We start from the raw sequence: 25,044 nt of genomic DNA, 5'->3' as shown, positions 1-25,044 counted from the left end.
TCCATGAACGGACATTGCGAAGATAATTCGCCCCCCTCTATTGACAACCACAACCCTTTGATTGCCATGGTTGGCAATCCGAATACGGGGAAATCTGCCTTATTCAACGCCTTGACCGGCGCGCATCAGAAGGTCGGCAATTATCCCGGGGTGACGGTTGAACGAAAATATGGCCACATGGCTTTGCCGGATGGTCGCCCTGTTGAAGTGGTCGATTTGCCCGGCACCTATAGTCTTGATCCCGGAAGTGCCGATGAACGGGTGACCCGTGATGTTTTATTCGGCCAGATGCCGAATGAAAAAATACCGGATATCTTGCTTGTCGTTTTGGATGCAACCAATCTTGGGCTTCATTTGCGTTTTGCCTTGCAGCTATTGAGCTTGAAGATTCCAACTGTTTTCGCGCTGAACATGGTCGATATGGCCGAGCGTGATGGTTTGAAGATTGATATCAATCTGTTGTCTGAAAAGCTGGGCGCCAAGGTTATCCCAACGGTAGCGGTCAGACGGCGCGGTATTGAAGAAGTCAAACAGGAAGTTGCCCATCTGGTCGATCAGATGGCCGAACAACCTTCCGACAAGAGCGAAGCCGCCGCCGTCTTGGCCGCGAGTGGAGCGCCGGTTTTAAAAGATATTTCTTCTTACCAACCGGAAGCCCAACGTCTGACCAAGGAAGTCACCAAGGTCGTTCACAAGCCCAAGGGTTGGACGCAGAAAATCGATGATATTGTTTTGCATCCAATTTTGGGCCCGATCATTCTGGCTGGCCTGATGTTTTTTATGTTTCAGGCGGTTTTTGCTTGGTCGCAAACCCCGATTGGTTGGATTGAAGACGGATTCACGGCTTTTGAGGCCTATATCAGGCCGTTACTGCCAGAAGGTCTGATCCGTTCCTTGATTGTCGATGGGGTGATTGCCGGTGTCGGCTCCGTTCTGGTCTTTTTGCCCCAGATTTTAATCCTGTTTTTGTTTATCCTGCTTTTGGAAGGTTCCGGCTATATGGTGCGGGCAGCCTTCTTGATGGACAGATTGATGGCAAAAGTGGGCTTGACTGGCCGTGCCTTTATTCCGCTGTTATCCTCTTTTGCCTGTGCCATTCCCGGCATTATGGCGACCCGTTCGATCGAAGACCCGAAAAGCCGTTTAACGACGATTTTGATCGCGCCTTTGATGACCTGCTCTGCGCGTCTTCCTGTCTATAGTGTTCTTATTGGTGCTTTTGTGCCTGATAAGGAAATCGGTTTGAAGATTGGCTTGCAAGGCTTGGTAATGTTCTTGCTGTATGTTGCGGGTATTGTTGCCGCTATGCTGGTGGCTTTGATTTTCCGCTATACCCTCGCTAAAGGCAAATCCGGCCTGTTTCTGATCGAAATGCCGCGTTACCAAATGCCGATCTTGCGCGATATTATGTTAGGATTATGGCAAAGAGCGATGATCTTTTTAAAGCGCGCTGGCACGATCATTTTGACGGTATCGGTCGCTTTATGGGCTGTTTTGGCCTTTCCGCGTGCGCCGGAAGGCGTGCCGCAAAGTGAATATTCTATTGCCGGACGGGTGGCGGCAGCCCTTGACCCAATCATGAAGCCTGCCGGTTTTAATCATGCGATGACCATGGCCGTTATTCCCGCTATGGCGGCGCGTGAAGTCGCGGTTAGCGCCTTGGCAACAGTCTATTCAATTGACAGTAGCGATGAAGAAAAAACGCAAGAATCCCTGATCGAAACGCTTAGAAAAGCCTGGCCATTATCGCAAGCCCTGGCTTTTCTGGCGTGGTTTGTTTTTGCGCCGCAATGTCTGTCCACTATCGCTGTGATCCGTCGTGAAACCAATGGTTGGAAATGGCCGTTATTCACCTTGGGTTATCTGTTCACCCTTGCCTATGTTGCTTCGACAATCGTTTTCCATGTTGCCCGAATGTTTGGGCTTTAAAATGTGTTTTTGCCGAGGGCTTTTCAGGAAAGCCTTTGGAAAAACCGAAAAAAACGGCTATGGAAAGAACAACGAATAGTGTCGAGGGAATTTTATGGCAGGCAGTGTCAACAAAGTTATTTTGCTGGGTAATTTGGGGCGTGACCCCGAAATAAGAAGCTTTAGCAATGGTAACAGAGTGGCTAATTTACAGATTGCGACCTCTGAAACATGGCGTGATCGCAATAGTGGTGAACGGCGTGAAAAAACCGAATGGCATTCTGTCGCCATCTTCAGTGAAGGTTTGGTGAAAGTTGCCGAGCAATATTTGCGGAAAGGCAGCAAAGTCTACATTGAAGGCCAGCTGCAAACCCGTAAATGGCAGGATCAGTCCGGTCAGGATCGCTATTCAACCGAAGTTGTTTTGCAAGGATTTAATGCCAGCCTTGTGATGTTGGATGGTCGCAGTGGCGGCGGTGATTTCAACGGCGGCGGCGGTTTTGGTGGCGGTAGTAATGCCGGATCGTCTAACAATGAATTGGGCAAAAGCAGCGTCGGCTTTGATTATGCGCCTTTTGACGATGATTTGGATGATGATGTGCCTTTCTAGGATTGGCCTTTCTTATAATAAAAAAGCCCGATTTTATCGGGCTTTTTTTTGTGGCAACCATCATGATTTTCCGGCTATTTTTTATCGTCAAAAAGCGCCGCCAGTTGTTCGACAATAGCGCCGCCCAGTTGCTCAGCATCCATCAGCGTTACAGCCCGTTTATAATAGCGGGTCACATCATGGCCGATACCAATCGCCAGCAATTCTACCGGTGATTTATTCTCAATCCAGTCGATGACTTTCCGAAGATGCTTTTCAAGAAAGCTGCTACTGTTGACGGAAAGTGTGGAATCATCCACCGGCGCACCATCGGAAATCACCATCAGGATACGGCGATCTTCTTGCCGTGCCAAAAGGCGATTATGCGCCCATAATAAGGCTTCGCCGTCGATATTTTCTTTTAACAACCCTTCCCGCATCATCAGGCCAAGCGAATTTTTCGCTCGCCGCCACGGTTCGTCTGCTTCTTTATAAATAATATGCCTTAGATCATTTAAGCGCCCCGGGGCTGCTGGACGACCATTATTCATCCAATCTTCGCGGCTGTTGCCGCCTTTCCATGCCCGCGTTGTAAAGCCGAGAATCTCGGTTCTGACCCCGCAACGTTCCAATGTCCGAGCCAAAATATCCGTAGAAATCGCGGCGATTGAAATAGGGCGTCCGCGCATCGAACCAGAATTGTCGATCAGGACGGTAACGACTGTATCTTTAAAGCTGGCCTCTCTTTCGATCTTATAGCTAAGAGGCAACAAAGGATTGGCGACCACGCGTGATAAACGAGCGGAGTCCAACAGGCCTTCTTCCTGATCGAAGTCCCAATGGCGGTTTTGCTGCGCCTGTAATCGGCGTTGAAGGCGATTGGCCAGCCGTGTCACCATGCCATGAAGGGCGTTTAACTGCTGATCGAGATAAGAACGCAGCCGCCGCAATTCCTCTTCATCGCAGAGATCATGGGCAGCGACGACCTCGTCATAGCGCGTCGTATAGATTTTATAATCAAAGGCATTAGGTGAAAGCATTTTCTGGCCGGAGGCATCGGGAGATAATCCTTCACCTTCGTCATCGCCGCCGCCATTTTCTTGTTCTTCACCGTCTTCACCGTCATGACTGGTAGAAGAGGTTATTTCCTCCGAGTCATCGGCTTGTTGCCCCTGCCCCTTCATTTCGGTGGCTTCGCTGCTGCTGTCTTCATCGCCTTGATCGGGTTTGCTTTCTGCCCCTTTCGGTGTTTCATCCTCATCTTCGCCATTGGCATCATCAGAATCCGTGGGCTTGGTTTCCGGCTGATCTTGTAGCGAGATGATTTGTAAATCTTGCAACAGATTTAAGGCTTGAGAGGTGAAACTCGATTGATCGGAAGCCGATTGCGCCAACGCATCCAAGGCTTGATCGGCCTTTTCTGCTACCCAAGGGCGCAAGAGCTCCAAGGCTTTTTTAGCCGATTCTGGCGGGGCATCGCCGGTCATTCTTTCCCGCAATAACAGCGGCAGGGCGATGTCTAACGGCACTTCTTCCCGAATTTTGATTTGCGACAAATTGGTCTTGGATAATTCGGATTCCAAGGCCACTTTCAAATTTTGCCGCACGCCATCCATCGCTTGCGCGCCAAGCGATTCTACCCGTGCTTGTTCCAGCCCATCGAGGATATGGCTGGCTTGGGCATCTATCGGTCTTTTTTCGGCATGTAACAGCGGATTATGCCATTTTGCTTTCAAGGCGAAAGCGTCGGTTACCCCACGCGCCAAAGCTACATTTTCAGGCGAAAGCAATCTGTCGGGCATCGGCACCGAGATCACACTATCCTTCATTGAAGGCGTTTGGGTCGTAAAACGGACATCCAGACCAGGCTTATCCGCAATCGCACGGGCAACACCGCTTAAATACTGCCGGAATTTATCGAATTGGGTATCGTCAGCCATGGTGCGCGGCTCTTTCATTACATATTAGTCCAGCGGTAAATCCTGACCAAAAACACGTTGGTAATATTCAGCCACCAGCGGTCTTTCGGATTCGTCACAACGATTCAGGAAAGAAACCTTGAAGGCAAAAGCCGTGTCTTTGAAAATGGATTCATTTTCAGCCCAGCTTAAAACGGTTCTAGGACTCATCACGGTTGAGATATCGCCGTTGATAAAGCCTGCGCGGGTCAGGTCTGCAACGTTGACCATACGGGCAATCAGCTTTTTACCTTCTTCGCTGTCATAGTCGGGGCGTTTGGCAAGGATGATCTTTTCTTCCGTTTCAGACGGGAGGTAATTCAGCCTTGTAACGATATTCCAACGATCCATTTGGCCTTGGTTAATTTGTTGCGTGCCGTGATAAAGGCCGCTGGTATCGCCCAAGCCAACGGTATTCGCGGTTGCGAACAAACGGAAATAAGGATTGGGGCGGATAACACGATTTTGATCCAGTAAAGTCAGCTTGCCACTGGTTTCCAAAACGCGTTGGATCACGAACATCACATCAGGACGACCGGCATCATATTCGTCAAACACCAAGGCTGTTGGCGTTTGCAAAGCCCAAGGCAGGATGCCTTCTTGAAATTCGGTGATCTGCTGACCATCGCGCAGCACGATTGCATCGCGGCCGATTAAGTCGATACGGCTGATATGGGCATCGAGATTGACGCGCATGGTCGGCCATTTCAGCCGTGCAGCGATCTGTTCGATATGAGAAGATTTACCGGTGCCGTGATAGCCCTGCACCATTACCCGCCGATTATAGGCAAAGCCTGCCAAAATCGCGAGGGTCGTTTCTTTGTCGAAGATATAAGCTGGATCAAGATCCGGCACCCGTTCATCGGCAATCGAAAAAGCAGGGACTTCCATATCGGAATCAATGCCGAAGACATCCCTTACCTTTACCTTGATATCCGGCGCGTCGAGAACCGTTTCACTGTCAGATTGAAAATTGTCGAACTCAGCCATGATCTTTCCTTGAGAATAACTTGTGATATTAGGCAAAAACAGCAGAGGATTTCAAATGCGTATAAGCGGCGATAACATCCTGTAATGCCTTCTCATAAGAGCGGTTGCCTCCATTGCGGTCAGGATGATAGCGCCGCAGTAATTCGGCATATCTTTTACGAAGTTTACCCCGATCGGCTCCGGCTTCAAGTCCTAGCGTTTTTAAGGCCTTTTCATCAGAAGGGGAAACACGCTTTCCGCTTTGGCGATGAAAAAAACCTTTATCGCCTGATCGTTTAAAGCGGGCAGCCACCGCATCAAGGGGGTCTTTGAAATCAGCCCAGCGTGGCGGGGGGGTGCTGCCATTGGTGGCGAAGGCACGGCTTTCTGTTTCCCAACCACTATAGGGACGCTGTTCGTGATAGATTTCTTCCTCGGACATGCCTTCAAAATAATTATAGCTATTATTAAAGGCGCGCACATGTTCGAGGCAAAACCAATGCCAGCGGCTATCGCCCCCTTCGGGGGGTGTTTCGCCCGCTTGACGAGGCGCTTTAAACTCGCCGAGCTTGGTGCAGCCGGGATGCTCGCAAAGGCGATCCTGCCCTGATACCCGTCCGTGGAATCGTTCGGAAGTGCTTTTTCTGTCTCTTTCCGCCAAACTTGTCCCCATATTCCGGCTCTTGGAATATCGAAGTTAAAGAGCCTTGTCCTTTCCTGTCTCGCGATATCCTTCTTAGATATAGCTTGAAAGTAAAAAATTTCTAGTTTAATTCCAGCCGGATGGAATGAAATAATGAGGTATTTATGGCACGCCCCAGAACCATTGACAGGGAAAGGGTCTTGAAGTCTGCGGAACAACTGGTTCAAAGAGCAGGCGCAACCGCAATGACTCTCGAAGCAGTGGCCAAAGAGGCGGGCATTACCAAGGGCGGATTACAATATTGTTTCGGTAGCAAAGACGATTTGATTACGGCTTTGATTGACCGCTGGTTTGCTGCTTTTGATTGTGAAGTAAAGGAATATAGCCAATCGGATGATAGTCCCGCCGGAGAAGCCCGTGCTTATGTGCAGGCATCCAGCCAGATTGATGATGCCACCAGCGCCCGCATGGTAGGCATGTTGGTGACGTTACTGCAATCGCCCAATCATCTGAAGAAAATACAGGCATGGTATGCCAGATGGATGGAGAAAAATTTGGGACAATCCGAAGAGGCAAGGCATATCCGCACCATGCTTTTTGCGGCCGAGGGCGCTTTTTTTCTAAGAAGCCTCGGCTTTATCAAAATGTCGGAAAGCGAATGGGCGACGGTGTTCGACGATATCAAAAAACTGGTGCCGTCAGCGCAAGCTGGCCGTGCATCATTCAAATAAATTTGTCTGTTTCGTATGGGTATTGACAGAATGAATAGCTTAAGTCGCTTGTTAATGAAGAAGATTTTCGGGGCTGAAAAAACCTCGTATAAACCGGCTTCCGATACCATAATCGGAACGGATACCCTGAGAAGACCGAATCGGCGGCCTGAACCGACGGCAAAAGTCGACAAAACGATATTCAAGACTATGGGGAATAGTCTGAATAATACCCTTGTTTCAGCCTGTGACTGGTTGATCGGACAACAAAAGCCCGATGGTCATTGGGTCGGTGCCGTGGAATCCAATGCTTCGATGGAAGCAGAATGGTGTCTGGCCTTGTGGTTTTTGGGTCTGGAAGATCATCCGCTTCGTCCAAGATTGGGCAATGCTCTTTTGGAAATGCAGCGGGAAGATGGCTCTTGGGGGGTCTATTTTGGCGCTGGAAATGGCGATATCAATGCCACGGTTGAAGCCTATGCGGCTTTGCGGTCTTTGGGGTATTCTGCCGACAATCCTGTTTTGAAAAAAGCGGCAACATGGATTGCAGAAAAAGGCGGATTAAAAAATATCCGTGTCTTTACCCGTTATTGGCTGGCGTTGATCGGGGAATGGCCTTGGGAAAAGACCCCTAACCTTCCCCCTGAAATTATCTGGTTCCCTGATAATTTTGTCTTTTCGATTTATAATTTTGCCCAATGGGCGCGGGCAACCATGGTGCCGATTGCTATTCTGTCCGCGAGACGACCAAGCCGCCCGCTGCGCCCCCAAGACCGCTTGGATGAACTGTTTCCAGAAGGCCGCGCTCGCTTTGATTATGAATTGCCGAAAAAAGAAGGCATCAATCTTTGGTCGCAATTTTTCCGAACCACTGACCGTGGATTACATTGGGTTCAGTCCAATCTGTTAAAGCGCAATAGCTTGCGTGAAGCCGCTATCCGTCACGTTTTGGAATGGATTATCCGGCATCAGGATGCCGATGGCGGTTGGGGTGGAATTCAGCCGCCTTGGGTCTATGGTTTGATGGCGTTACATGGTGAAGGCTATCAGCTTTATCATCCGGTGATGGCCAAGGCTTTGTCGGCTTTGGATGATCCCGGTTGGCGACATGACAGAGGCGAGTCTTCTTGGATACAGGCCACCAATAGTCCGGTATGGGATACAATGTTGGCCTTGATGGCGTTAAAAGACGCCAAGGCCGAGGATCGTTTTACGCCGGAAATGGATAAGGCCGCCGATTGGCTTTTGGCTCGACAGGTCAAAGTCAAAGGCGATTGGTCAATCAAACTACCTGATGTTGAACCCGGTGGATGGGCATTTGAATATGCCAATGATCGCTATCCCGATACCGATGATACCGCCGTCGCTTTGATCGCCCTTTCCTCTTATCGTGATAAGGAAGAGTGGCAAAAGAAAGGCGTTGAGGATGCCATTACCCGTGGGGTTAATTGGTTGATCGCCATGCAAAGCGAATGTGGCGGTTGGGGAGCCTTTGATAAGGATAATAACAGAAGTATCCTTTCCAAAATTCCTTTTTGTGATTTCGGAGAATCTATTGATCCGCCTTCAGTCGATGTAACGGCGCATGTTTTAGAGGCCTTTGGCACCTTGGGACTGTCCCGCGATATGCCGGTCATCCAAAAAGCGATCGACTATGTCCGTTCCGAACAGGAAGCCGAAGGCGCGTGGTTTGGTCGTTGGGGCGTTAATTATATCTATGGCACCGGTGCGGTTCTGCCTGCTTTGGCGGCGATCGGTGAAGATATGACCCAGCCTTACATCACGAAGGCTTGCGATTGGCTGGTCGCACATCAGCAGGAAGACGGCGGTTGGGGCGAAAGCTGCTCTTCCTATATGGAGATTGATTCCATTGGGAAGGGCCCAACTACGCCGTCCCAGACCGCTTGGGCTTTGATGGGGTTGATCGCGGCCAATCGTCCCGAAGATTATGAAGCCATTGCCAAGGGATGCCATTATCTGATTGATCGCCAAGAGCAGGATGGTAGCTGGAAAGAAGAAGAATTCACCGGCACCGGATTCCCCGGTTATGGCGTGGGTCAGACGATCAAGTTGGATGATCCGGCTTTGTCGAAACGATTGCTTCAAGGCGCTGAACTGTCACGGGCGTTTATGCTGCGTTATGATTTTTATCGGCAATTCTTCCCGATTATGGCGTTAAGTCGGGCAGAGAGACTGATTGATTTGAATAATTGATAATATTGGGGCGGAGGAGTCTTTTTAAAAGAGACTACTCCGTCCTATTTTCGAGGATCGAGGGTAAAAGGATAATAACCGCTTTCTTTGATCGGACAGATTGCTGAATATTTTAAAATGAGAAGCCGTTATCCCTCGAAATTTTTACCGATCCATTAAAACCCTCATTTGCGAAGAGAAGCGCGATGACGGCCTTGTCATTCAGGCCATTTTTCCAAGAATTTTCTGTAAGAATAGCCATTAAAATCCCGTTATTCTGGCATCCTTCGAGCCTAAAAATAAAAATTAGTCTGGAAAATTTTCAAATCATCTCAATTTAGAATAGGCTGTTATAGCGATAAACCCAAAGCCGAGGGAAATTTTATGAATATGTCCAGTCCATCCGACAATAATGAAGGCCCCGTCACGCGTTTAATGCGGGAACGTTTAGAGGCTGCTTTCTCGCCGGAGACACTGGTCATTGAAGATGATAGCAACAAGCATGCTGGTCATGCCGGTCATCCGCATCGGAGCGAAAGCCATTTTACGGTAACCCTTGTTTCCCAAGCATTTGAAAATGAAAGCCGAATCAGTCGGGAAAGAATGGTCCATAAGGCGCTATCAGACCTATTACCTGACCGGATTCATGCTTTAAGACTGAAACTGGACACGCCTTTAAGGCAGGAATAGCCTGACTTCTCTTTTATCTGTTTTTTTTCGCCTTTTTATGTCGCCTTTTCTTGCTGAATAGGGCTTCAAGGGGTATGGAACCTCCATCATGACTAAACCGCTTGTCTTTGCTATCCCGAAAGGTCGTATTCTGAAAGAGGCGCTTCCTATGTTGGAAGCCGCCGGTATCATTCCTGAGCCGGCCTTTCTGGATAAAGAAAGCCGGTTGCTGCGCTTCAAAACGAACCGCCCCGATATCGAAATTATTCGGGTTCGCGCCTTTGATGTTGCAACCTTTGTTGCGCATGGGGCTGCCCAGATGGGTATTGTCGGTTCCGATGTTATTGAAGAATTCAGCTATCCCGAGCTTTATGCGCCAGTTGACCTTGATATCGGTCACTGTCGTCTTTCTATAGCGGAGCCGAAAAGGCTTGCGAAAGATGATGACCCACGGGAATGGAGCCATGTCCGTGTTGCTACCAAATACCCGCATTTGACGCATCGACATTTCGAGGCTCGCGGGGTTCAGGCTGAGTGTATTAAGCTCAATGGTGCGATGGAAATCGCCCCTGCTCTGGGTCTTGCGGGCCGGATTGTCGATCTCGTCTCGTCAGGGCGCACCTTGGAAGAAAACGGGTTGGTTGAAGTCGAAAAAATTATGCCGATTTCCGCTCGTCTGATTGTCAACCGTGCCGCGTTCAAAATGCGGGCGGGCGATATTGCGCCCTTGGTTGAAAATTTCCGCCGTTTGGTAGGAGTTGCGGATAATGTTGCTTAAATTAGATAGCCGTAAGGCTGATTTCCAAGCTGATTTTACTCGGTTAGTTGATGAAAGACGGGAAAGCGAAGGCGATGTTTCCCGTGATGTCTCGGCCATTATTGCCGATGTCAAAAAACGGGGTGACGTTGCTATTGCCGAATTGACCCAGAAATTCGATCGTCATGATCTGAATAAGGGTGGATGGCAGCTGACCCAAGAAGAAATCAAGAAGGCTTGTGATTCCCTGCCTTCGGAATTGATGGACGCTTTAAAACTGGCTGCGACCCGTATTCGTTACTGCCACGAAAACCAGCTGCCTGAAAGCAGCGAGATGACCGATGCCGCTGGCGTTCGTATGGGTGTTCGTTGGCAGGCCGTTGAAGCCGCCGGTCTTTATGTTCCGGGTGGACGTGCCGCTTATTGTTCTTCTGTTTTGATGAATGCCGTGCCAGCAAAGGTCGCTGGTGTGAAGCGTCTGGTTATGGTGACCCCAACTCCAGATGGCTTTGTCAATCCAGCCGTGATTGCCGCTGCTGTGATTTCCGAAGTCGATGAAATCTGGAAAATTGGTGGCGCACAGGCTGTCGCGGCTTTGGCCTTGGGAACTGAAAAGATCAAACCGGTTGATGTCGTTGTCGGCCCCGGTAACGCTTGGGTGGCTGAAGCTAAGCGTCAGCTTTACGGTCAGGTCGGCATTGATATGGTGGCAGGCCCGTCTGAAATCGTGGTGGTTGCCGATAAGGACAACGATCCCGAATGGTTGGCGGCCGATCTTTTAAGTCAGGCTGAACATGACCCGACCAGCCAGTCAATTTTGATTTCTGATTCCGAAGATTTGATCGAAAAAACGATCGAAGCCGTTGGAAGAAGACTGGAAAAACTGGAAACCCAAAAGGTTGCCCGCGAAAGCTGGGACAAACACGGCGCCACTATTTTGGTGCAGTCTTTGGACGAAGCCCCTGCTTTGGTTGACCGTCTGGCACCGGAACATCTTGAATTGGCGGTGGCCGATCCTGATGCTTTATTTGCCAATGTGCACCACTCTGGTTCGGTCTTCCTTGGCCGTTATACGCCGGAAGCCATCGGCGATTATGTTGGTGGCCCGAACCATGTTTTGCCAACCGGTCGTCGTGCGCGCTTCTCTTCTGGATTGTCGGTTATCGACTTTATGAAGCGCACCACTTATCTTAATTGCTCGCAAGAGGCTTTAAGTAAGATTGGCCCTGCGGCCGTGACTTTGGCAAAGGCTGAAGGCCTGCCTGCTCACGCTGAATCTGTGATATCAAGGCTTAATAAATAATGGCGCAAACGCAAAAACGCCCTCATAAAAACGCCCGTTCGGCAGCCAGATTGGCTGCCGTTCAGGCACTCTATCAACGCGAAATGGAAAAAACGCCGCTCAATATTCTGTTGGATGAATTCCATCAGTATCGTTTAGGCGCGACGATTGAAGATGCGACCTATACCAAGGCCGAACCGAGCTTTTTTGACGATATTGTCAGAGGGGTTGGTACGCGTTGTGAAGAAATAGATCGCGTTATTTCTGAAAATCTGTCGGAAAGATGGAGCCTCGATCGCTTAGATCGTCCGATGCGCCAGATTTTGCGCGCCGGAACTTATGAATTATTGGCTCGTCCCGATGTTCCAACCGCAACGGTTATCAGCGAATATATTGACGTTGCGAATGCCTTCTATGACCGTCAAGAAAAGAATTTCGTAAACGGTTTGCTGGATACGGTTGCCAAAAAACTGCGTTCATCAAATAACGCTTAATATATCATAGGGATGACAATGTCCGGTCGGGAACAGGCTTTTATCACGGCGTTACGCCAGATTGCCGGAGATCCGGCCGCCCGAAATCTGTCCGATGATGCGGCGGTTCTGCCTCGCCCATCGGGTGATTTGGTGTTGTCCCATGATATTATTGTGGAAAATGTCCATTATTTCCCCAGTGATCCGCCGGAAACTGTCGCACAAAAGCTGGTCGGCGTTAATCTTTCTGATCTGGCAGCCAAAGGGGCAAAGCCTATCGGGGCTTTGATGGGCTATAGTTTGGGCCCCGATTACAAATGGGATCAGGCTTTTTTAAAAGGTCTGGAATCTGTCTGTCATCAATATAACCTTCCTTTATTAGGCGGTGATACCGTCGCGGTTCCCCGGCATACGGGTCATTTTTCGGCAATGACCGTGATTGGTCTTGCGCCGTCTTGTGGTGTGCCTGATCGGCGCGCGGCCAAAGAAGGTGACGAGTTATGGGTGACCTCGCCTATTGGTGATGCTGGTTTTGGATTGAATCTTCTTAAACAGAAAAAAAATATCAACCATTCGGCTCAAGAAAAATTGGTGCAGGCCTATCGTTCGCCAGAGCCTCGTTTAAAAGAAGGCATTTGGTTAGCGCCGCATGTCCATGCCATGGCTGATATTTCCGATGGTCTACTGATTGATGCCGAGAGAATTGCCAATGCCAGCGGCTTGGCGGTTCGTATCCGTTTGGATAGAGTGCCGCTTTCATCCGAAGCGATAAGCTGTTTTGGTGATACAAAATCGACCCGACTACAGGCTGTAACGGCAGGCGATGATTATCAGCTGATTATGGCTTGCGCAGCTAATAAGCGACAAGAGCTATTAAAGCTGTCCAAAGAAAAGCAATTCGACCTATATAGGGTAGGACAATTAACGGCAGGCAGTGGCTTGTCTCTTTTTTATGGTGCGGAGCCGATTAAACAGCCTGACCGGCTTGGCTATTTGCACGGTTAGATGAGGGGCATGTTAAAAGAAAGGTAAAAAGGCCTTTCTATTGGACGCCGCATTGCGAGCATTCAGTTTATTGAGATGTCGCGTCTTCCCTTTATTGGGCTTGAAATATGTACAATACCTTATTTTAAGATTTTTCGGTTTTAAAACCGCTTAAGATAAACCAATAAGCATAAATAATAGACATTATTGTAATATTGTCTTGCTGGTAGAATGCCACGCCGAAAAAGCTGAAAAAGGATTACGGTTGAAGCCGTTATGACCTTCCTTTAGGTGAGGGCAAAGATGTTAACGAGAAGAAGAATTTCCTATGGTCGCTGAACCGGCTTGGCCTGTAAACACCCTGCCCCGCCTCTATGTTGAAGAAAAGCTCTCTTTGGAGGCGGTTATTACCCCTGATCGGGCGCAGGCGCATTATCTTCTGTCGGTTATGCGTTTTAAAATGGGAAGTCAGCTTGTTCTTTTCGATAATCTTACCGGCGAATGGCTGGGCGAAGTGATTGAGGCTGGCCGGAAACATTTACAGCTGAAAATTACGCATCATCTCAATGAAAAAGAATCTATTCCTGACTTATGGCTATTGACCGCGCCTATTAAAAAAGGCCGGATTGATTGGATTTATGAGAAGGCCTGTGAATTAGGTGTAGCTCGCATCACACCGGTTATAACTCAGCGGACAATTGTCGATCGGGTCAATCTTGAAAGATTACAGGCACATATTGTCGAAGCCGCAGAACAATGCGGTCGAACCAGCCTATCAGAAGTGACAGAGGCCTGTTCTTTAAAATCTCTGTTAGCGGAATGGCCGGAAGATCGGGCGCTTTTCTTTGCTGATGAGACGGGTGGCGAACCTATGATTGAAGCCCTTTCCAAAAGGAAAATGGCGGCGGCTATTTTGGTGGGTCCTGAGGGAGGTTTCACCGATCAAGAACGGGACATGATTAACGCCGTAAAACAAGCCGTTCCGGTATCTTTAGGCCCCCGTATTCTTAGAGCGGATACGGCGGCTATTGCAGCAACTGCTTTATGGATGGCCGCCGCCGGAGATTGGCAAAAACAACCAAGACAGGCCAATCTGTAAAAACCATTGGTAAAAGATAGCATTATCAGAAAAGATTTACTGAAAGCGGCCTAATATCTTGCCTTGATATGGTGCGGGATGCGTGTTTTTTGATAGGCTTTGTTCAAGCCCGTTGGGGAGTGCGATCCATTTCGGGGAAATCCGAAGATCAGGCGGCAACAAAGCAATATCCTTGCTATGCCTTTAAATAATAATTTTCACTCTAGTATAATTCAATCCATCTATAGAAAAAATCTATCAGAGCGGACTAAAAGTTGCGACTAAATAGATTGGCAGCCTTTGGATAGAGGGACTATATCTTGTGTTATGAGCACGCGTCAGACATCCAGCAGCCAAAATCATCCGATTGAAAGTCGCGATGATCTCTTACGGATTTTTCAGGCTGGTGAAAAACCGAAGGCGCAATGGCGCGTTGGCACAGAGCATGAAAAACTGGTTTATAAAAAACAGAACCATCAAGCCCCTTCCTATGAAGAAAAAGGCGGCATTTGTGATCTGTTACAAGGATTTACCCGCTTTGGTTGGCAGCCGATTTACGAAAATGATAAAATTATCGGCCTAAGTGGAGATGACGGCGCGATCAGCCTTGAACCAGCAGGCCAGTTTGAACTTTCGGGCGCGCCTCGTAGCACTATCCATGAAAGCTATGACGAAATATGTCGCCATATCCAGCAAACACAAGAAGTTGGCGATGAATTAGGATTAGGCTTTTTGGGATTGGGTCTTTGGCCTGACAAAAAGCGTAGCGACCTGCCTTTAATGCCTAAAGGCCGTTATAAAATCATGACCAAATATATGCCAAAAGTTGGCAAGCTCGGTCTGGATATGATGCTTCGCACCTGCACTATTCAATCCAATATCGATTATGGCAGCGAAGCGGATATGGTCAAAAAATTTCGAGTTTCCTTGGCATTACAGCCTTTGGCAACCGCTCTTTTTGCTAATTCGCCTTTTTTGGAAGGACGCCCTAACGGCTTTTCATCCTATCGCAGCCATATATGGACGGATACTGATCCCCATCGCACGGGTATTTTGCCTTTCGTCTTTGATGATGATTTCGGCTATGAACGCTATATTGACTATATGCTGTCGGTTCCAATGTATTTCGTCTATCGGGATGGCCGCTATATTGATGCGTCTGGTCAGGATTTCCGCGCTTTCTTGAGGGGCGAGTTACCTGCCCTCCCCAACGAAAAGCCAATATTATCAGATTGGGTTGACCATCTTTCTACGGCTTTTCCTGAAGTGCGCCTGAAAAGCTATCTTGAAATGAGAGGGGCAGATGGGGCTTCGGCGATGATGTCGCCCGCTTTAAGCGCTTTTTGGATCAGCATCCTTTACGATTCCGAATTACTGGATACCGCTTCAGATATTATCAAAAGCTGGAGCATGGATGACTATCGAAACTTGCGGAATGAAGTGCCGAAAAAAGGTTTAAAAACCCTGATTGGAGGTCGCCAATCTTTGCTTGATTTGGGACGACAGCTTTGGCCACTGATGAATGACGCTTTGAAAAGACGGGCTATTTTGAATGACAAAGGTCAGGATGAAAGCCGCTATTTGGCTCCGATAGGTGAGATTTTAGAAAGCGGTCAAAGCCTTTCTGACAGATTATTGGCGCGCTATCACCAAACCGGAAATCTCGATTTTATCTATCAGGAATGTGATTGGGCGCAGCCTCATATCTTGTCTTGATGAGAATGGTTTTTAGAAAGAATATTGATTACTATAATGAAAAAATAACGCGGTAAAATTTTAAAATCAAAAAAGAATCAGGGTATCTTCTCTTTAAAAGAGACTATATCCTGATAGCGGGTGAGCATCAGATATTTTTGTTTGTCTTAAATCTGTCATACTATTTGAGTGCTTCCTAATCACGCGTAAGTAACAAAAATATTCCCGATTTTTTGTTTTTGAAAAGAAAAACGGGATATTATTCAATCGCTTATTATAAAAAACGAGATTTTATGTAATGGGCGCTGTGATTATCTTATATCAGTAAAGTGGCCTCCTTTTTTCTTGGAAATCGTTGCTTAAAAATTAATCAGAATGGGGAGGACAAATCCGTTAAAAAAGCGTATTATCCCCCAACCTGATAATTTCAGCCGGATTGAAATATGTCGCCTAGCCTTTCGAGCGAACTCTTTTCCGACTCTATCTCTACCCTGACGACGACAACTGAATCTTTAGATAATGGGGCATCTGATGATACCCTTCATGAAGAATGTGGTGTTTTCGGTATTTGGGGCGCAGATACAGCCGCTGCCGTCGTAGCTCTCGGACTACATGCTTTACAGCATCGCGGACAGGAAGCCGCCGGTATCACCAGCTGGGATGGGAAAAATTTCCACTCCCGTCGTGCTGTTGGTCACGTTGCGGGTAACTTTGACCGTGACGATGCTATCCGCAGCTTGCCCGGATCATGTGCTATCGGCCATGTCCGCTATGCAACCACCGGTGCCAGCACCTTGTGCAATGTTCAGCCGCTTTATGCCGAACTGGTTTCGGGCGGATTTGCGATTGCTCATAACGGCAATATTTCCAATGCCGAAACTTTGCGCCATCAGTTGGTGCGTCATGGATCTATCTTTCAATCCACGTCGGATACTGAAACGATTATCCATCTGGTTGCGACCTCAAGCTATCGCAGCCTGTTAGACCGATTCATTGATGCTTTAAAACAGGTTGAGGGCGCTTATTCTCTCGTCTGTCTGACGCCGGAAGGCATGATTGCCTGTCGTGATCCGCTGGGTATTCGCCCGCTGGTTCTCGGTAAAGTCGGGGAAACTTTTGTTGTCGCTTCCGAAACGGTTGCTCTCGATATTATTGGCGGAACCTATATCCGTCAGGTCGAACCGGGTGAGCTGATTATTATTTCGGAAAAAGGGCTGCAATCTATTCATCCCTTTAAAAAGCAGAAGCCTCGCCCCTGCATTTTCGAGCATGTCTATTTTTCGAGACCGGATTCTTTGATCGGTAGCACCTCGGTTTATTCCGTTCGGAAATCTATCGGGATCGAATTGGCGCGCGAAAATCCGGTTGATGCCGATATGGTTATTCCTGTGCCAGATTCAGGAACGCCTGCCGCTATCGGTTATGCCCAGCAATCTTCTTTGCCGTTTGAATTGGGTATTATCCGTTCCCATTATGTTGGACGCACCTTTATTCAGCCGGGCGATCAAGTCCGTCATTTGGGCGTGAAGCTGAAGCACAATGCCAACCGTGCCTTGATTAAAGGCAAGAAGTTGGTTCTAGTTGATGACTCTATTGTCAGAGGCACAACCAGCGTCAAAATCATCAGAATGCTTCGGGATGCGGGTGCCAAGGAAATCCATTTGCGGATTGCCAGCCCACCGACCCGTCATAGCTGTTTTTATGGTGTAGATACGCCGGAGCGGGCAAAATTGTTGGCGGCTAAAATGACTGTCGAACAGATGGCAGAATATATCGGCGCTGATAGTTTAGCTTTTATTTCGATGGATGGCCTTTATCGTGCGGTCGGTGAAGAGGGTCGCAATGATGCTCAGCCGCAATATTGTGATGCTTGCTTTACGGGTGCCTATCCCACGCCCCTGACCGATCTTGGCGAATTGGGTGCTAGCGAACAACTGGTTCGTTTATCCGAACAGGTGGCTATCGCCTAATCGCTCAAATATATTGAGATTTGAAAGAGGGAGTCCGTGAAAAGGCTCCCTTTTTTATTGATGATTATTGACGAGAAGTAAGTTTTAAGCGGCCAATTTTAGGCTTTTTTCTATTCTAGAAGTCGAGATAAAAAGGCCTATTCCTTTTGCAAAGGAGACAGTGAGAATGAGGTTTTTATGGGTCAATCGGAATAATTATGATCGGTAGGATATGGGGTAAATAGATAACCTAATTTCATTCTTGCCATAATTTCCGATCGTTTCCTTTTGTAAAAGCCAAAAGAAGCGTTAAGATCGCGATCTGTTTTTTGACATCGTGAAGTCTTTTTGACCCTTTATTTGACCCTCTTTTTTGGGCATGCAAAAAAAATCCTTTAAAATCAATAGGTTAAAAATAGGCTCTATTTTTAGGGTTATTTGGCTATTTTTGCCCGATATTCCTTTCATTTAGGGGGATTTTTAATTATTTACTCTAGGCTCAGGACTCATTCTTTGAGATAGAAGATGAAACTTGCTGCGATATGGATTGCTGACATGAATGTGTGAGCGCACCGGTCGTATCGTGTTGCGACACGCCGCCAGTCTTTGAGCTTTGCGAACATATTTTCGATGAGGTGACGCTTTTTATACAGATGCCAGTCGTAAGGCGGCTTTGATTTCCGGTTCTTCTTCGGCGGAATACAGGCGGTGATATTCCGGTCTGCGAGAGACTGTCTGATTTTATTACTGTCGTATCCCCGGTCCCCGAGAATTTCTTGTGTTTCTTCCGGCAGATTTGCCAGCAGAACATCCGCGCCTTTGAAGTCACTGACCTGACCTGCGGTCAGATGCAGCCGGACAGGGCGGCCCTGACTATCGCATACAGCGTGAAGCTTTGAGTTCAGTCCGCCTTTCGTGCGTCCGATATGGCGGGGAAAAGCCCCTTTTTGAGCAGGGAGGCCGCTGTCCGGTGTGCTTTCAGATGTGTTGCATCGATCATCAGACGCTTCGAACGGCCTGCCTGCTCCGTCAGGGCGACGAAGATCCGGTCAAAGACACCCAGGCGGCTCCACCGGATAAACCGGTTGTATAAAGTCTTGTGCGGGCCATACGCTTTCGGGGCGTCTTTCCACTGAAGGCCGTTGCGGATCACGTAAACGATCCCGCTCAGGACACGACGGTCATCGACACGCGGCACACCATGCGCCAGTGGAAAAAACGGCTTAATCCGTTCCATCTGGTGCTCAGACAGCAAAAACACGTCACTCACAGCTTCACCTCCATCGGTAAACCTGTGAATCACAACAGCCCGCTCAACTCAAGAAATTAACAGGTCCTGAGCCTAGTTCACTGCCGCACAGGCAGCTTAGAAAACCGCTTAAACTCCCTTGGATAATCGTCTGAAGTTCACTGCCGCACAGGCAGCTTAGAAAAAAACGGGGTAGTTTTACCCCGCTCCTTAAAAGTTCACTGCCGCACAGGCAGCTTAGAAAGTAAAAGTCTGGTCACCAACATGGTCAACCGTGTTCACTGCCGCACAGGCAGCTTAGAAAGCATCGAGATCATGTAACCGGTCAGCCAAATCGTTCACTGCCGCACAGGCAGCTTAGAAACTGAAGGGATGGTCGGCGACAGTGGCGCGACGAGTTCACTGCCGCACAGGCAGCTTAGAAAATAACAGAAAATGCAGATACGACCCCATCGCTTGTTCACTGCCGCACAGGCAGCTTAGAAACCCATGATGAGATTGCGCTTAAGCAAAATAGCTGTTCACTGCCGCACAGGCAGCTTAGAAAATATCCCAGCCTGATCCGGCTCCATCATTCCCGTTCACTGCCGCATAGGTAGATTGTACTTATTTAAGTGTTGTTCTGTTTCATGGTTGGGGGCTGTTTTATCGGAGGCTATTCTGTTCTCAAAATATGTCGCCGGTACTTCTTTTTCTTCTCTGTTTTCTCTTTTTAGTTATTCCGACCAGAATAAGATTATTTGTGGTTTCAAAATAGCGGTTAAAAAGTAACGCTTGCTCCGTCATTTTGAGTTATTGGCGGAATCTGTTTTTCATTTCTTTTTATGGCTCTTATGAAAATAGGGAAATGTATTTTTCTTATTTTCTATTTTGTTAGAAAATTTTTTATTCATTTTATTGAAATGATATTTTAACCATAAGAAGCCTATGACCCATCGACCTCTTTCCGATCAAATTGCCCTTGTCACCGGTGCCAGTCGCGGGATTGGTGCGGCAACCGCCAAAGCGTTGGCTGAAGCGGGGGCGCATGTCATTCTGGTTGCGAGAACGGCAACCGATCTCGATAAAGTCGAAGAACAGATTTATCAAAAAGGCGGATCAGCGACGATTGCCCCGTTGGATATTACGAATTCGGGCAGTTGCCATCATTTAGCGGCGGCTATTTCGGGTAGATGGCCTGCTTTGGACATTATGGTTTTTGCGGCTGCCCGATATGAGGCACAGCCTTCTATTGCGGCGGCATCCCCCGCCCTTCAACAGATGTTGGCGGTCAATGCGTTAGCGACACAAGATTTATTGAGCCGTTTTGATCCACTTATTCAAGAAAGCCGATCCGCGCATATCGTCGGTTTAACCCTTCCCAAGAGCCAAGCGCCCTACCCCTATAATGGCAGTTACTATGCCTCCAAAATGGCGATGGAGGCGATATTACTGTCTTATGGAGCAGAAAACGCGGAACGGGATACTATCAAAGTCGCTTTGGCTGAATTAGAAGCGGTAGCAACAGAAGGACGAAAGCGCGCTTTTCCCGATGAAAAGGCCGATTTGTTGCGCTCGCCCGATGAGGTCGCCAAGGCTATTGTTACCATGATCGTTCAAGATTATGCGAATGGATGGCAAGGCAAATTATAAATAGAAATAAGCGATTTTATTTCGTGTTATTTTAGCCTCATTACTTGGAAATAAAAGGAAGAGCCGATGGATAATCTTGAATACCGGTCTGGCGTGGGTATCATGTTATTAAATAAAGACAATCTTGTCTTTGCTGCCTGTAGAAATGACATGAAAGAAGAGGCATGGCAGATGCCTCAGGGGGGATTGGAAGCAAAAGAAACGCCAGAGGTCGGCGTTTTGCGTGAATTAGAAGAAGAAACCGGTATTCCGCCGCGCATGGTTGCCATTATTAGCCATACCAAAGAATGGCTGACCTATGATTTTCCAGCGGATTTACAGGCTTCTTTTTTTAAGAACAAATATCGCGGTCAGCGGCAATTATGGTTTCTTGCCCGTTATTTGGGACGGGATGAAGATATCAATATCAACACGGATAAACCGGAATTTCGGGCATGGAAATGGGTTGAACCCAAGCAGTTACCCGATTTGATCGTTGCTTTCAAAAAACCGCTTTACGAAAAAATACTGTCCGAATTTTCAGCCAGCCTTTAATTCTTTTTTCATCGGGAGGACAATTTGCAATCCAGGACGATCTCGCCTTGGTTACTTTGGAGAATATCGCAGGGTGCCGTTCTTCTATCGTTAGTTCCAGTCAGTGAGGTCTGGGCAGAAGAACCCCCAAAGCTGATTCAAGAAATGGTGACTAAGGCTTTAGCCCTTGATGATCCGAAAACGGTTAAATCTATCGTCCTGATTGCAAAAAAAACGGTTCCTGATTCTGCGGCTGAAATTGATGCGATGGTAGCGGATTACAACACCAAAGTTGAAGCCCGCGAAGCCGAAAAGAAACGCAAGGAATTACGGCGGGTTGCCGATTCTGGTATGTTTGAAAACTGGACAGGGTCTGTTGAGTTAGGCGGCGCAAAAATGACGGGTAACACCCGTCAGACCGCTATTTACGGGGCGGTCGCCCTTGAACGAAATGGTATCAACTGGACCCATACCGTCAAGGCAAGAACCGATTTCCAGCGCACCTATGGAACGACTTCCGCTGAACGCTTTACTGCTTCTTATCAGCCGCATTATAAATTTGACGAGCGGCTTTATATGTATGGTCTGGCTCTTTACGAGCGGGATATGTTCTTGGGCTATCGCACCCGTATTACAGGCGGTAGCGGTATCGGTTACAAAGTCTTTGATCAGCCTAATCTGTCATTGGCGGTTGAAGGGGGCCCGGCCTATCGTCATACGATCTTTATTGACAGTTCAAGACCGAATGGCCGCCGGATAAGAGACACCGCGGCTATGCGTGGATCTTTCACCACAAAATGGGTTGTGTCACCTTTGTTGACCGTATCGGAAGATTCTTCGATCTTCTTTGAAAGCAAAGATATTACCGCCAGTTCGACAACCTCGCTTGAGACCAAGCTGATCGGCAATTTGTCCACCAAATTGTCCTTTAGCGTTTATTATGAAAAAGATGTCTCGGCATCGAAAAATCCAGTCGATACGACGAGCCGGATTACCTTTGCCTATGCTTTAGGGAAAAAGAAAAAATAACGAAAACAGGCCTATAAAAGCGCTATTTTCAAAAGAATGGGCAAAGTTTTTGAAAAAAACATTTGCAAAGGCCGTTTTTTTTGTTAATAGCGCCCTCACAGGCCATTCTATGATGGTTTTGAAATAATAGTGGACGCATAGCTCAGTTGGTAGAGCAGCTGACTCTTAATCAGCGGGCCCTTGGTTCGAGCCCAAGTGCGTCCACCATTTACTCCCTTACAATATCAGTCACAAGCTACGGCAGGATTTTTATTCTGCCATTTTTTTAGCCCTATCACGGCCATCACCATAAAAACCGAATAAAGCCAAGCCGTCAGCCATAAGCCACGGTAGCAAAATAAAGCGGTGTAGCAAAAATCAATGACAATCCAGAGAAACCAATTCGCTTTATACAGTCGCGCTGCCCAAAATTGCGCGACAATGCTGTAACAGCTTAAAAGCGCATCCAGCCACGGAAAGGCATCATCGGTATAATTTTTGAGGTAAAAGCCAAAGATAGCCGAAAGCGCCCCCGCCATTGCGATATCGCGCAACAGGCTTTTGTGTGAGGCCGTTATCACCGTCATTTTGTCGGCTTTTTGATAATGATGCCAGTGAAACCAGCCGTAGATACTGGAAAAAAAGAAGAAGATTTGTAAGAGGCAGTCGGCATAAAGCTTTATCGAGAAGAAAATCTTGCCATAAAGCAGTGAAGATATTCCATAAAATAGCCAACATATCCGAATTTGTCGGGTCGAAAAAACAATACCTAAAAGACTGGTCAAAACGGCCAGCCATTCCAAAACGGACACGATGAAATCTCTTTTCTCAACAAGGCTGATACCGGCTTAGCCTTGGAAGCAAAGCGATGAAAGCGAATAGTATAACCGTTTGGATAGCAAAGGGAGCGATGCCGAGGCAAGCACAGGTGATTTAAGGGATAAAATTGGTTTTTGTATCAGCGACAAGAGGGCAATCTTGGCGGCTGGATAGGCGTTTTGAAATGGGAGCGGGACTGTCCTTTCTACCTTTTTTTATACATTTCGATCAAAGGGAAAGAATTTGCTCCTTTCACATGACGGCAGCATAAAAAATATTGGATTTTGATTTTTTGAGCCTTTTTCTTCGTCTTTAAAGCGAAGTCTGTTTTTCTGTCAGGAAGATGATTTTAAAAGGCGGTCGCTTGATCTATATAAAATCAGGTTGGCTATCACTGTTGGGGGGCGGGTTTTATTGAAAGGCCTGTCGGCCTCTTATCCCTTTCGATCCCGAGGTATTCCCATGTTAGCCCTTCTTTATATTCCGGCGGCTTTGGCTGAAATTACAGGCTGCTTTTCTTTTTGGGCGTGGATTAGGTTACATAAATCGCCATTATGGCTTTTGCCGGGGATAGCGTCGCTTTTGCTGTTTGCTTGGCTATTGACCTTTAGTCCGGCCGAAAATGCCGGTAAGGCCTATGCCGTCTATGGCGGTATTTATATCATCATGAGCCTGTTATGGTCTTGGAAAGTCGAAGCAACCCCGCCCGATCATTGGGATTTGATCGGTGCAGCCTTTTGCTTGGTTGGAGCAGCGATTATCCTATGGATGCCTCGCTCTTTATAAGCGAGATCACGCCTCGAAATGGATTATTTTTTGTAAAAGCTGCCGGCCTTCTTGCCCAGAGAACCAGCGGCTATGCCCCAACAAATAATCATAATAAGCGATATCAGCTGAAGTCCTGTCTTGGAGCAGCGCCCCAAAATAGACAATTTCAGACAAGGCATATTCGACATGCAACAGCGGCATAAAGGCGGAAAGTAGCTGTTTATCCATTTCGGATAACGGTTTGATATGATGATAGCCACGCAACAGGGCGAAAAGCTGATCATAAATCACGATATCTTGGCGGCTATCCATATCCAGCCATGCGATGACATTTCGTTCTATCGCCGTTGCAAGGTCAAACATCGCCGAACTATAATCAGCCATACCGAGATCAAGGACACAACTGACCTTGGCTTTGGGATTGCTTCCTGTCCACATCAGATTAGAGCTTTGCCAATCGCCATGCCCCCAAAGCGGGGTGATGTCGGCGATCAAAGGCTGTAATTGATGATGAAAAGGCAGAATATTTTCGGCGATGTCTTGCTGCCAGTTTTTGCCTTCAAGCTGTTTTAATAATTCCGGCTGCGCCGTTATCCATTCGGATAAAGCCTTGATAAAATCATCATGCAACAGCGTATCGCCTGCCGAGACTAATAACGCATGATGACGTGGGGATTCATTAAAACCTTGGGCGGCTTGATGGAAAAGTGCCAGCATTCGCCCAGCTTCATAAGCATGGTCGCGGTTAAAAAAAGGCTCCCATGACATCACATCCTGATAGAGATCTACGCCTTGGGCTTGGGGATGAATTTCATAAATCCACGGCTCTTTTTCAATAACCGTTTGGTTATGATCGGCCATCATAGGCGTGCTGATCGGGAAAGATTTTTGTGCCAGATGACGAGCAAAAAGATGTTCTTTTAAAAGTTCGGTCTTATTTCTGATTTTGTGATGATGGCGTTTGATAAAAAACGTCTGTTTCTGGTCAGTTTCAAATAAGGCCGCAGCAGAATAAGGCCGCCGGCTATGGGACAGGATTTTTATGGCTTTACCCTGCTCGCTGAAAGACGCCAAAACCGCGTTTATTTCCAATATTGTCAGATAAGGCCAGTCCCGTTCCGTCTGATAGCCGGAAACTCCAAACTGATGCACTGCCTTATGGGCTGCTTCTGTCATGCCGTCATCTTTTATTGCCATG

At 47.6% G+C, this 25,044-nt stretch carries 22 protein-coding genes, 1 tRNA gene and 1 CRISPR repeat array; of the genes, 17 read left to right on the top strand and 6 right to left on the bottom strand.

From position 1 onward, the window contains the following. The first annotated feature begins 3 nt into the window (after positions 1 to 3). Together feoB and ZMOB_RS08270 are read left to right on the top strand one after the other, a co-directional pair. Positions 4 to 1,929, top strand: coding sequence for a ferrous iron transport protein B (gene feoB / locus ZMOB_RS08275; protein WP_014501151.1), 1,926 nt, complete (start codon positions 4 to 6; stop codon positions 1,927 to 1,929). Between the two features lie 94 nt (positions 1,930 to 2,023). Beyond that, the gene (locus ZMOB_RS08270; RefSeq protein ID WP_014501150.1) at positions 2,024 to 2,518 is read left to right on the top strand and encodes a single-stranded DNA-binding protein; all 495 of its coding nucleotides are present in this window, start codon (positions 2,024 to 2,026) and stop codon (positions 2,516 to 2,518) included. Positions 2,519 to 2,592: 74 nt separating this feature from the next. On the opposite strand, the gene cobT is transcribed toward ZMOB_RS08270, so the two are convergent. The 3 genes from cobT to ZMOB_RS08255 are packed head-to-tail and all read right to left on the bottom strand — an operon-like array spanning position 2,593 to position 6,097. Next, complete coding sequence (cobT, locus tag ZMOB_RS08265) at positions 2,593 to 4,437, bottom strand: cobaltochelatase subunit CobT (protein ID WP_041573456.1); 1,845 nt, start codon at positions 4,435 to 4,437, stop codon at positions 2,593 to 2,595. Positions 4,438 to 4,461: 24 nt separating this feature from the next. Continuing rightward, positions 4,462 to 5,445 (bottom strand): cobaltochelatase subunit CobS, encoded by a 984-nt coding sequence (cobS, locus tag ZMOB_RS08260; RefSeq protein WP_011241310.1) that lies wholly within the window; start codon positions 5,443 to 5,445, stop codon positions 4,462 to 4,464. Positions 5,446 to 5,473: 28 nt separating this feature from the next. Then, positions 5,474 to 6,097, bottom strand: coding sequence for a J domain-containing protein (locus ZMOB_RS08255; protein ID WP_014501148.1), 624 nt, complete (start codon positions 6,095 to 6,097; stop codon positions 5,474 to 5,476). Between the two features lie 134 nt (positions 6,098 to 6,231). Between ZMOB_RS08255 and ZMOB_RS08250 the strand changes: the two genes are divergently transcribed. The 10 genes from ZMOB_RS08250 to purF all read left to right on the top strand — a co-directional run bounded on the left by ZMOB_RS08250 (position 6,232) and on the right by purF (position 17,878). Then, the gene (locus tag ZMOB_RS08250) at positions 6,232 to 6,798 is read left to right on the top strand and encodes a TetR/AcrR family transcriptional regulator (RefSeq protein WP_011241312.1); all 567 of its coding nucleotides are present in this window, start codon (positions 6,232 to 6,234) and stop codon (positions 6,796 to 6,798) included. Positions 6,799 to 6,828: 30 nt separating this feature from the next. Beyond that, positions 6,829 to 8,991, top strand: coding sequence for a squalene--hopene cyclase (shc, locus tag ZMOB_RS08245; protein ID WP_185737969.1), 2,163 nt, complete (start codon positions 6,829 to 6,831; stop codon positions 8,989 to 8,991). Between the two features lie 369 nt (positions 8,992 to 9,360). Next, positions 9,361 to 9,660 carry a BolA family protein gene (locus tag ZMOB_RS08240; protein WP_375804114.1) on the top strand — a complete coding sequence of 100 codons (300 nt, stop codon included), beginning with the start codon at positions 9,361 to 9,363 and terminating at the stop codon, positions 9,658 to 9,660. Positions 9,661 to 9,748: 88 nt separating this feature from the next. Further along, the gene (gene hisG / locus ZMOB_RS08235) at positions 9,749 to 10,417 is read left to right on the top strand and encodes an ATP phosphoribosyltransferase (protein ID WP_011241315.1); all 669 of its coding nucleotides are present in this window, start codon (positions 9,749 to 9,751) and stop codon (positions 10,415 to 10,417) included. After that, on the top strand, positions 10,407 to 11,699 hold the full coding sequence (gene hisD / locus ZMOB_RS08230) for a histidinol dehydrogenase (protein ID WP_011241316.1): 1,293 nt from the start codon (positions 10,407 to 10,409) through the stop codon (positions 11,697 to 11,699). Before hisG ends, hisD begins: the two co-directional genes overlap by 11 nt. Beyond that, positions 11,699 to 12,172 (top strand): transcription antitermination factor NusB, encoded by a 474-nt coding sequence (nusB, locus tag ZMOB_RS08225; protein ID WP_011241317.1) that lies wholly within the window; start codon positions 11,699 to 11,701, stop codon positions 12,170 to 12,172. The genes hisD and nusB overlap by 1 nt, the downstream gene beginning before the upstream one ends. An 18-nt stretch (positions 12,173 to 12,190) precedes the next feature. Beyond that, the gene (gene thiL, locus ZMOB_RS08220; RefSeq protein WP_011241318.1) at positions 12,191 to 13,156 is read left to right on the top strand and encodes a thiamine-phosphate kinase; all 966 of its coding nucleotides are present in this window, start codon (positions 12,191 to 12,193) and stop codon (positions 13,154 to 13,156) included. Positions 13,157 to 13,463: 307 nt separating this feature from the next. Continuing rightward, on the top strand, positions 13,464 to 14,234 hold the full coding sequence (locus ZMOB_RS08215) for a 16S rRNA (uracil(1498)-N(3))-methyltransferase (protein WP_014501145.1): 771 nt from the start codon (positions 13,464 to 13,466) through the stop codon (positions 14,232 to 14,234). 306 nt (positions 14,235 to 14,540) lie between these two features. Continuing rightward, positions 14,541 to 15,929, top strand: coding sequence for a glutamate--cysteine ligase (locus tag ZMOB_RS08210; RefSeq protein ID WP_014501144.1), 1,389 nt, complete (start codon positions 14,541 to 14,543; stop codon positions 15,927 to 15,929). Positions 15,930 to 16,351: 422 nt separating this feature from the next. Continuing rightward, positions 16,352 to 17,878 (top strand): amidophosphoribosyltransferase, encoded by a 1,527-nt coding sequence (gene purF / locus ZMOB_RS08205; RefSeq protein WP_014501143.1) that lies wholly within the window; start codon positions 16,352 to 16,354, stop codon positions 17,876 to 17,878. A gap of 485 nt (positions 17,879 to 18,363) precedes the next feature. Here purF and ZMOB_RS09955 read toward each other — a convergent pair. Beyond that, a protein-coding gene (locus ZMOB_RS09955) for an IS5 family transposase (protein WP_099045773.1) occupies positions 18,364 to 19,127 on the bottom strand; the annotation gives its coding sequence in 2 pieces (ribosomal slippage) (positions 18,364 to 18,794 and positions 18,794 to 19,127; 765 coding nt in all). A 75-nt stretch (positions 19,128 to 19,202) separates the two neighbouring features. Then, positions 19,203 to 19,653: direct repeats of the CRISPR family, unit length 28 nt; unit sequence GTTCACTGCCGCACAGGCAGCTTAGAAA. A 380-nt stretch (positions 19,654 to 20,033) separates the two neighbouring features. On the opposite strand from ZMOB_RS09955, the gene ZMOB_RS08195 reads away from it, so the two are divergent. From ZMOB_RS08195 to ZMOB_RS08180, 4 genes are all read left to right on the top strand, one after another. Continuing rightward, positions 20,034 to 20,738 carry an SDR family NAD(P)-dependent oxidoreductase gene (locus ZMOB_RS08195; RefSeq protein WP_014501142.1) on the top strand — a complete coding sequence of 235 codons (705 nt, stop codon included), beginning with the start codon at positions 20,034 to 20,036 and terminating at the stop codon, positions 20,736 to 20,738. A 66-nt stretch (positions 20,739 to 20,804) separates the two neighbouring features. Beyond that, positions 20,805 to 21,272 carry an RNA pyrophosphohydrolase gene (locus ZMOB_RS08190; RefSeq protein WP_011241323.1) on the top strand — a complete coding sequence of 156 codons (468 nt, stop codon included), beginning with the start codon at positions 20,805 to 20,807 and terminating at the stop codon, positions 21,270 to 21,272. A 24-nt stretch (positions 21,273 to 21,296) separates the two neighbouring features. Beyond that, on the top strand, positions 21,297 to 22,280 hold the full coding sequence (locus ZMOB_RS08185; RefSeq protein WP_011241324.1) for a DUF481 domain-containing protein: 984 nt from the start codon (positions 21,297 to 21,299) through the stop codon (positions 22,278 to 22,280). 131 nt (positions 22,281 to 22,411) lie between these two features. Then, positions 22,412 to 22,487 (top strand) — tRNA-Lys (locus ZMOB_RS08180). 17 nt (positions 22,488 to 22,504) lie between these two features. On the opposite strand, the gene pnuC is transcribed toward ZMOB_RS08180, so the two are convergent. Then, positions 22,505 to 23,071 (bottom strand): nicotinamide riboside transporter PnuC, encoded by a 567-nt coding sequence (gene pnuC / locus ZMOB_RS08175; protein ID WP_014501141.1) that lies wholly within the window; start codon positions 23,069 to 23,071, stop codon positions 22,505 to 22,507. 469 nt (positions 23,072 to 23,540) lie between these two features. On the opposite strand from pnuC, the gene ZMOB_RS08170 reads away from it, so the two are divergent. Next, on the top strand, positions 23,541 to 23,864 hold the full coding sequence (locus ZMOB_RS08170; protein ID WP_011241326.1) for a YnfA family protein: 324 nt from the start codon (positions 23,541 to 23,543) through the stop codon (positions 23,862 to 23,864). A gap of 6 nt (positions 23,865 to 23,870) precedes the next feature. Here ZMOB_RS08170 and ZMOB_RS08165 read toward each other — a convergent pair whose 3' ends face one another. Beyond that, positions 23,871 to 25,022 (bottom strand): phosphotransferase enzyme family protein, encoded by a 1,152-nt coding sequence (locus tag ZMOB_RS08165; RefSeq protein WP_252507274.1) that lies wholly within the window; start codon positions 25,020 to 25,022, stop codon positions 23,871 to 23,873. Between the last annotated feature and the right edge of the window lie 22 nt (positions 25,023 to 25,044).

The sequence above is a fragment of the Zymomonas mobilis subsp. mobilis ATCC 10988 genome (assembly GCF_000175255.2).
Lineage (GTDB): Bacteria > Pseudomonadota > Alphaproteobacteria > Sphingomonadales > Sphingomonadaceae > Zymomonas > Zymomonas mobilis.
Note: the sequence above shows the minus strand (reverse complement) of the source record. Positions and strands in the feature narration are given on the sequence as shown.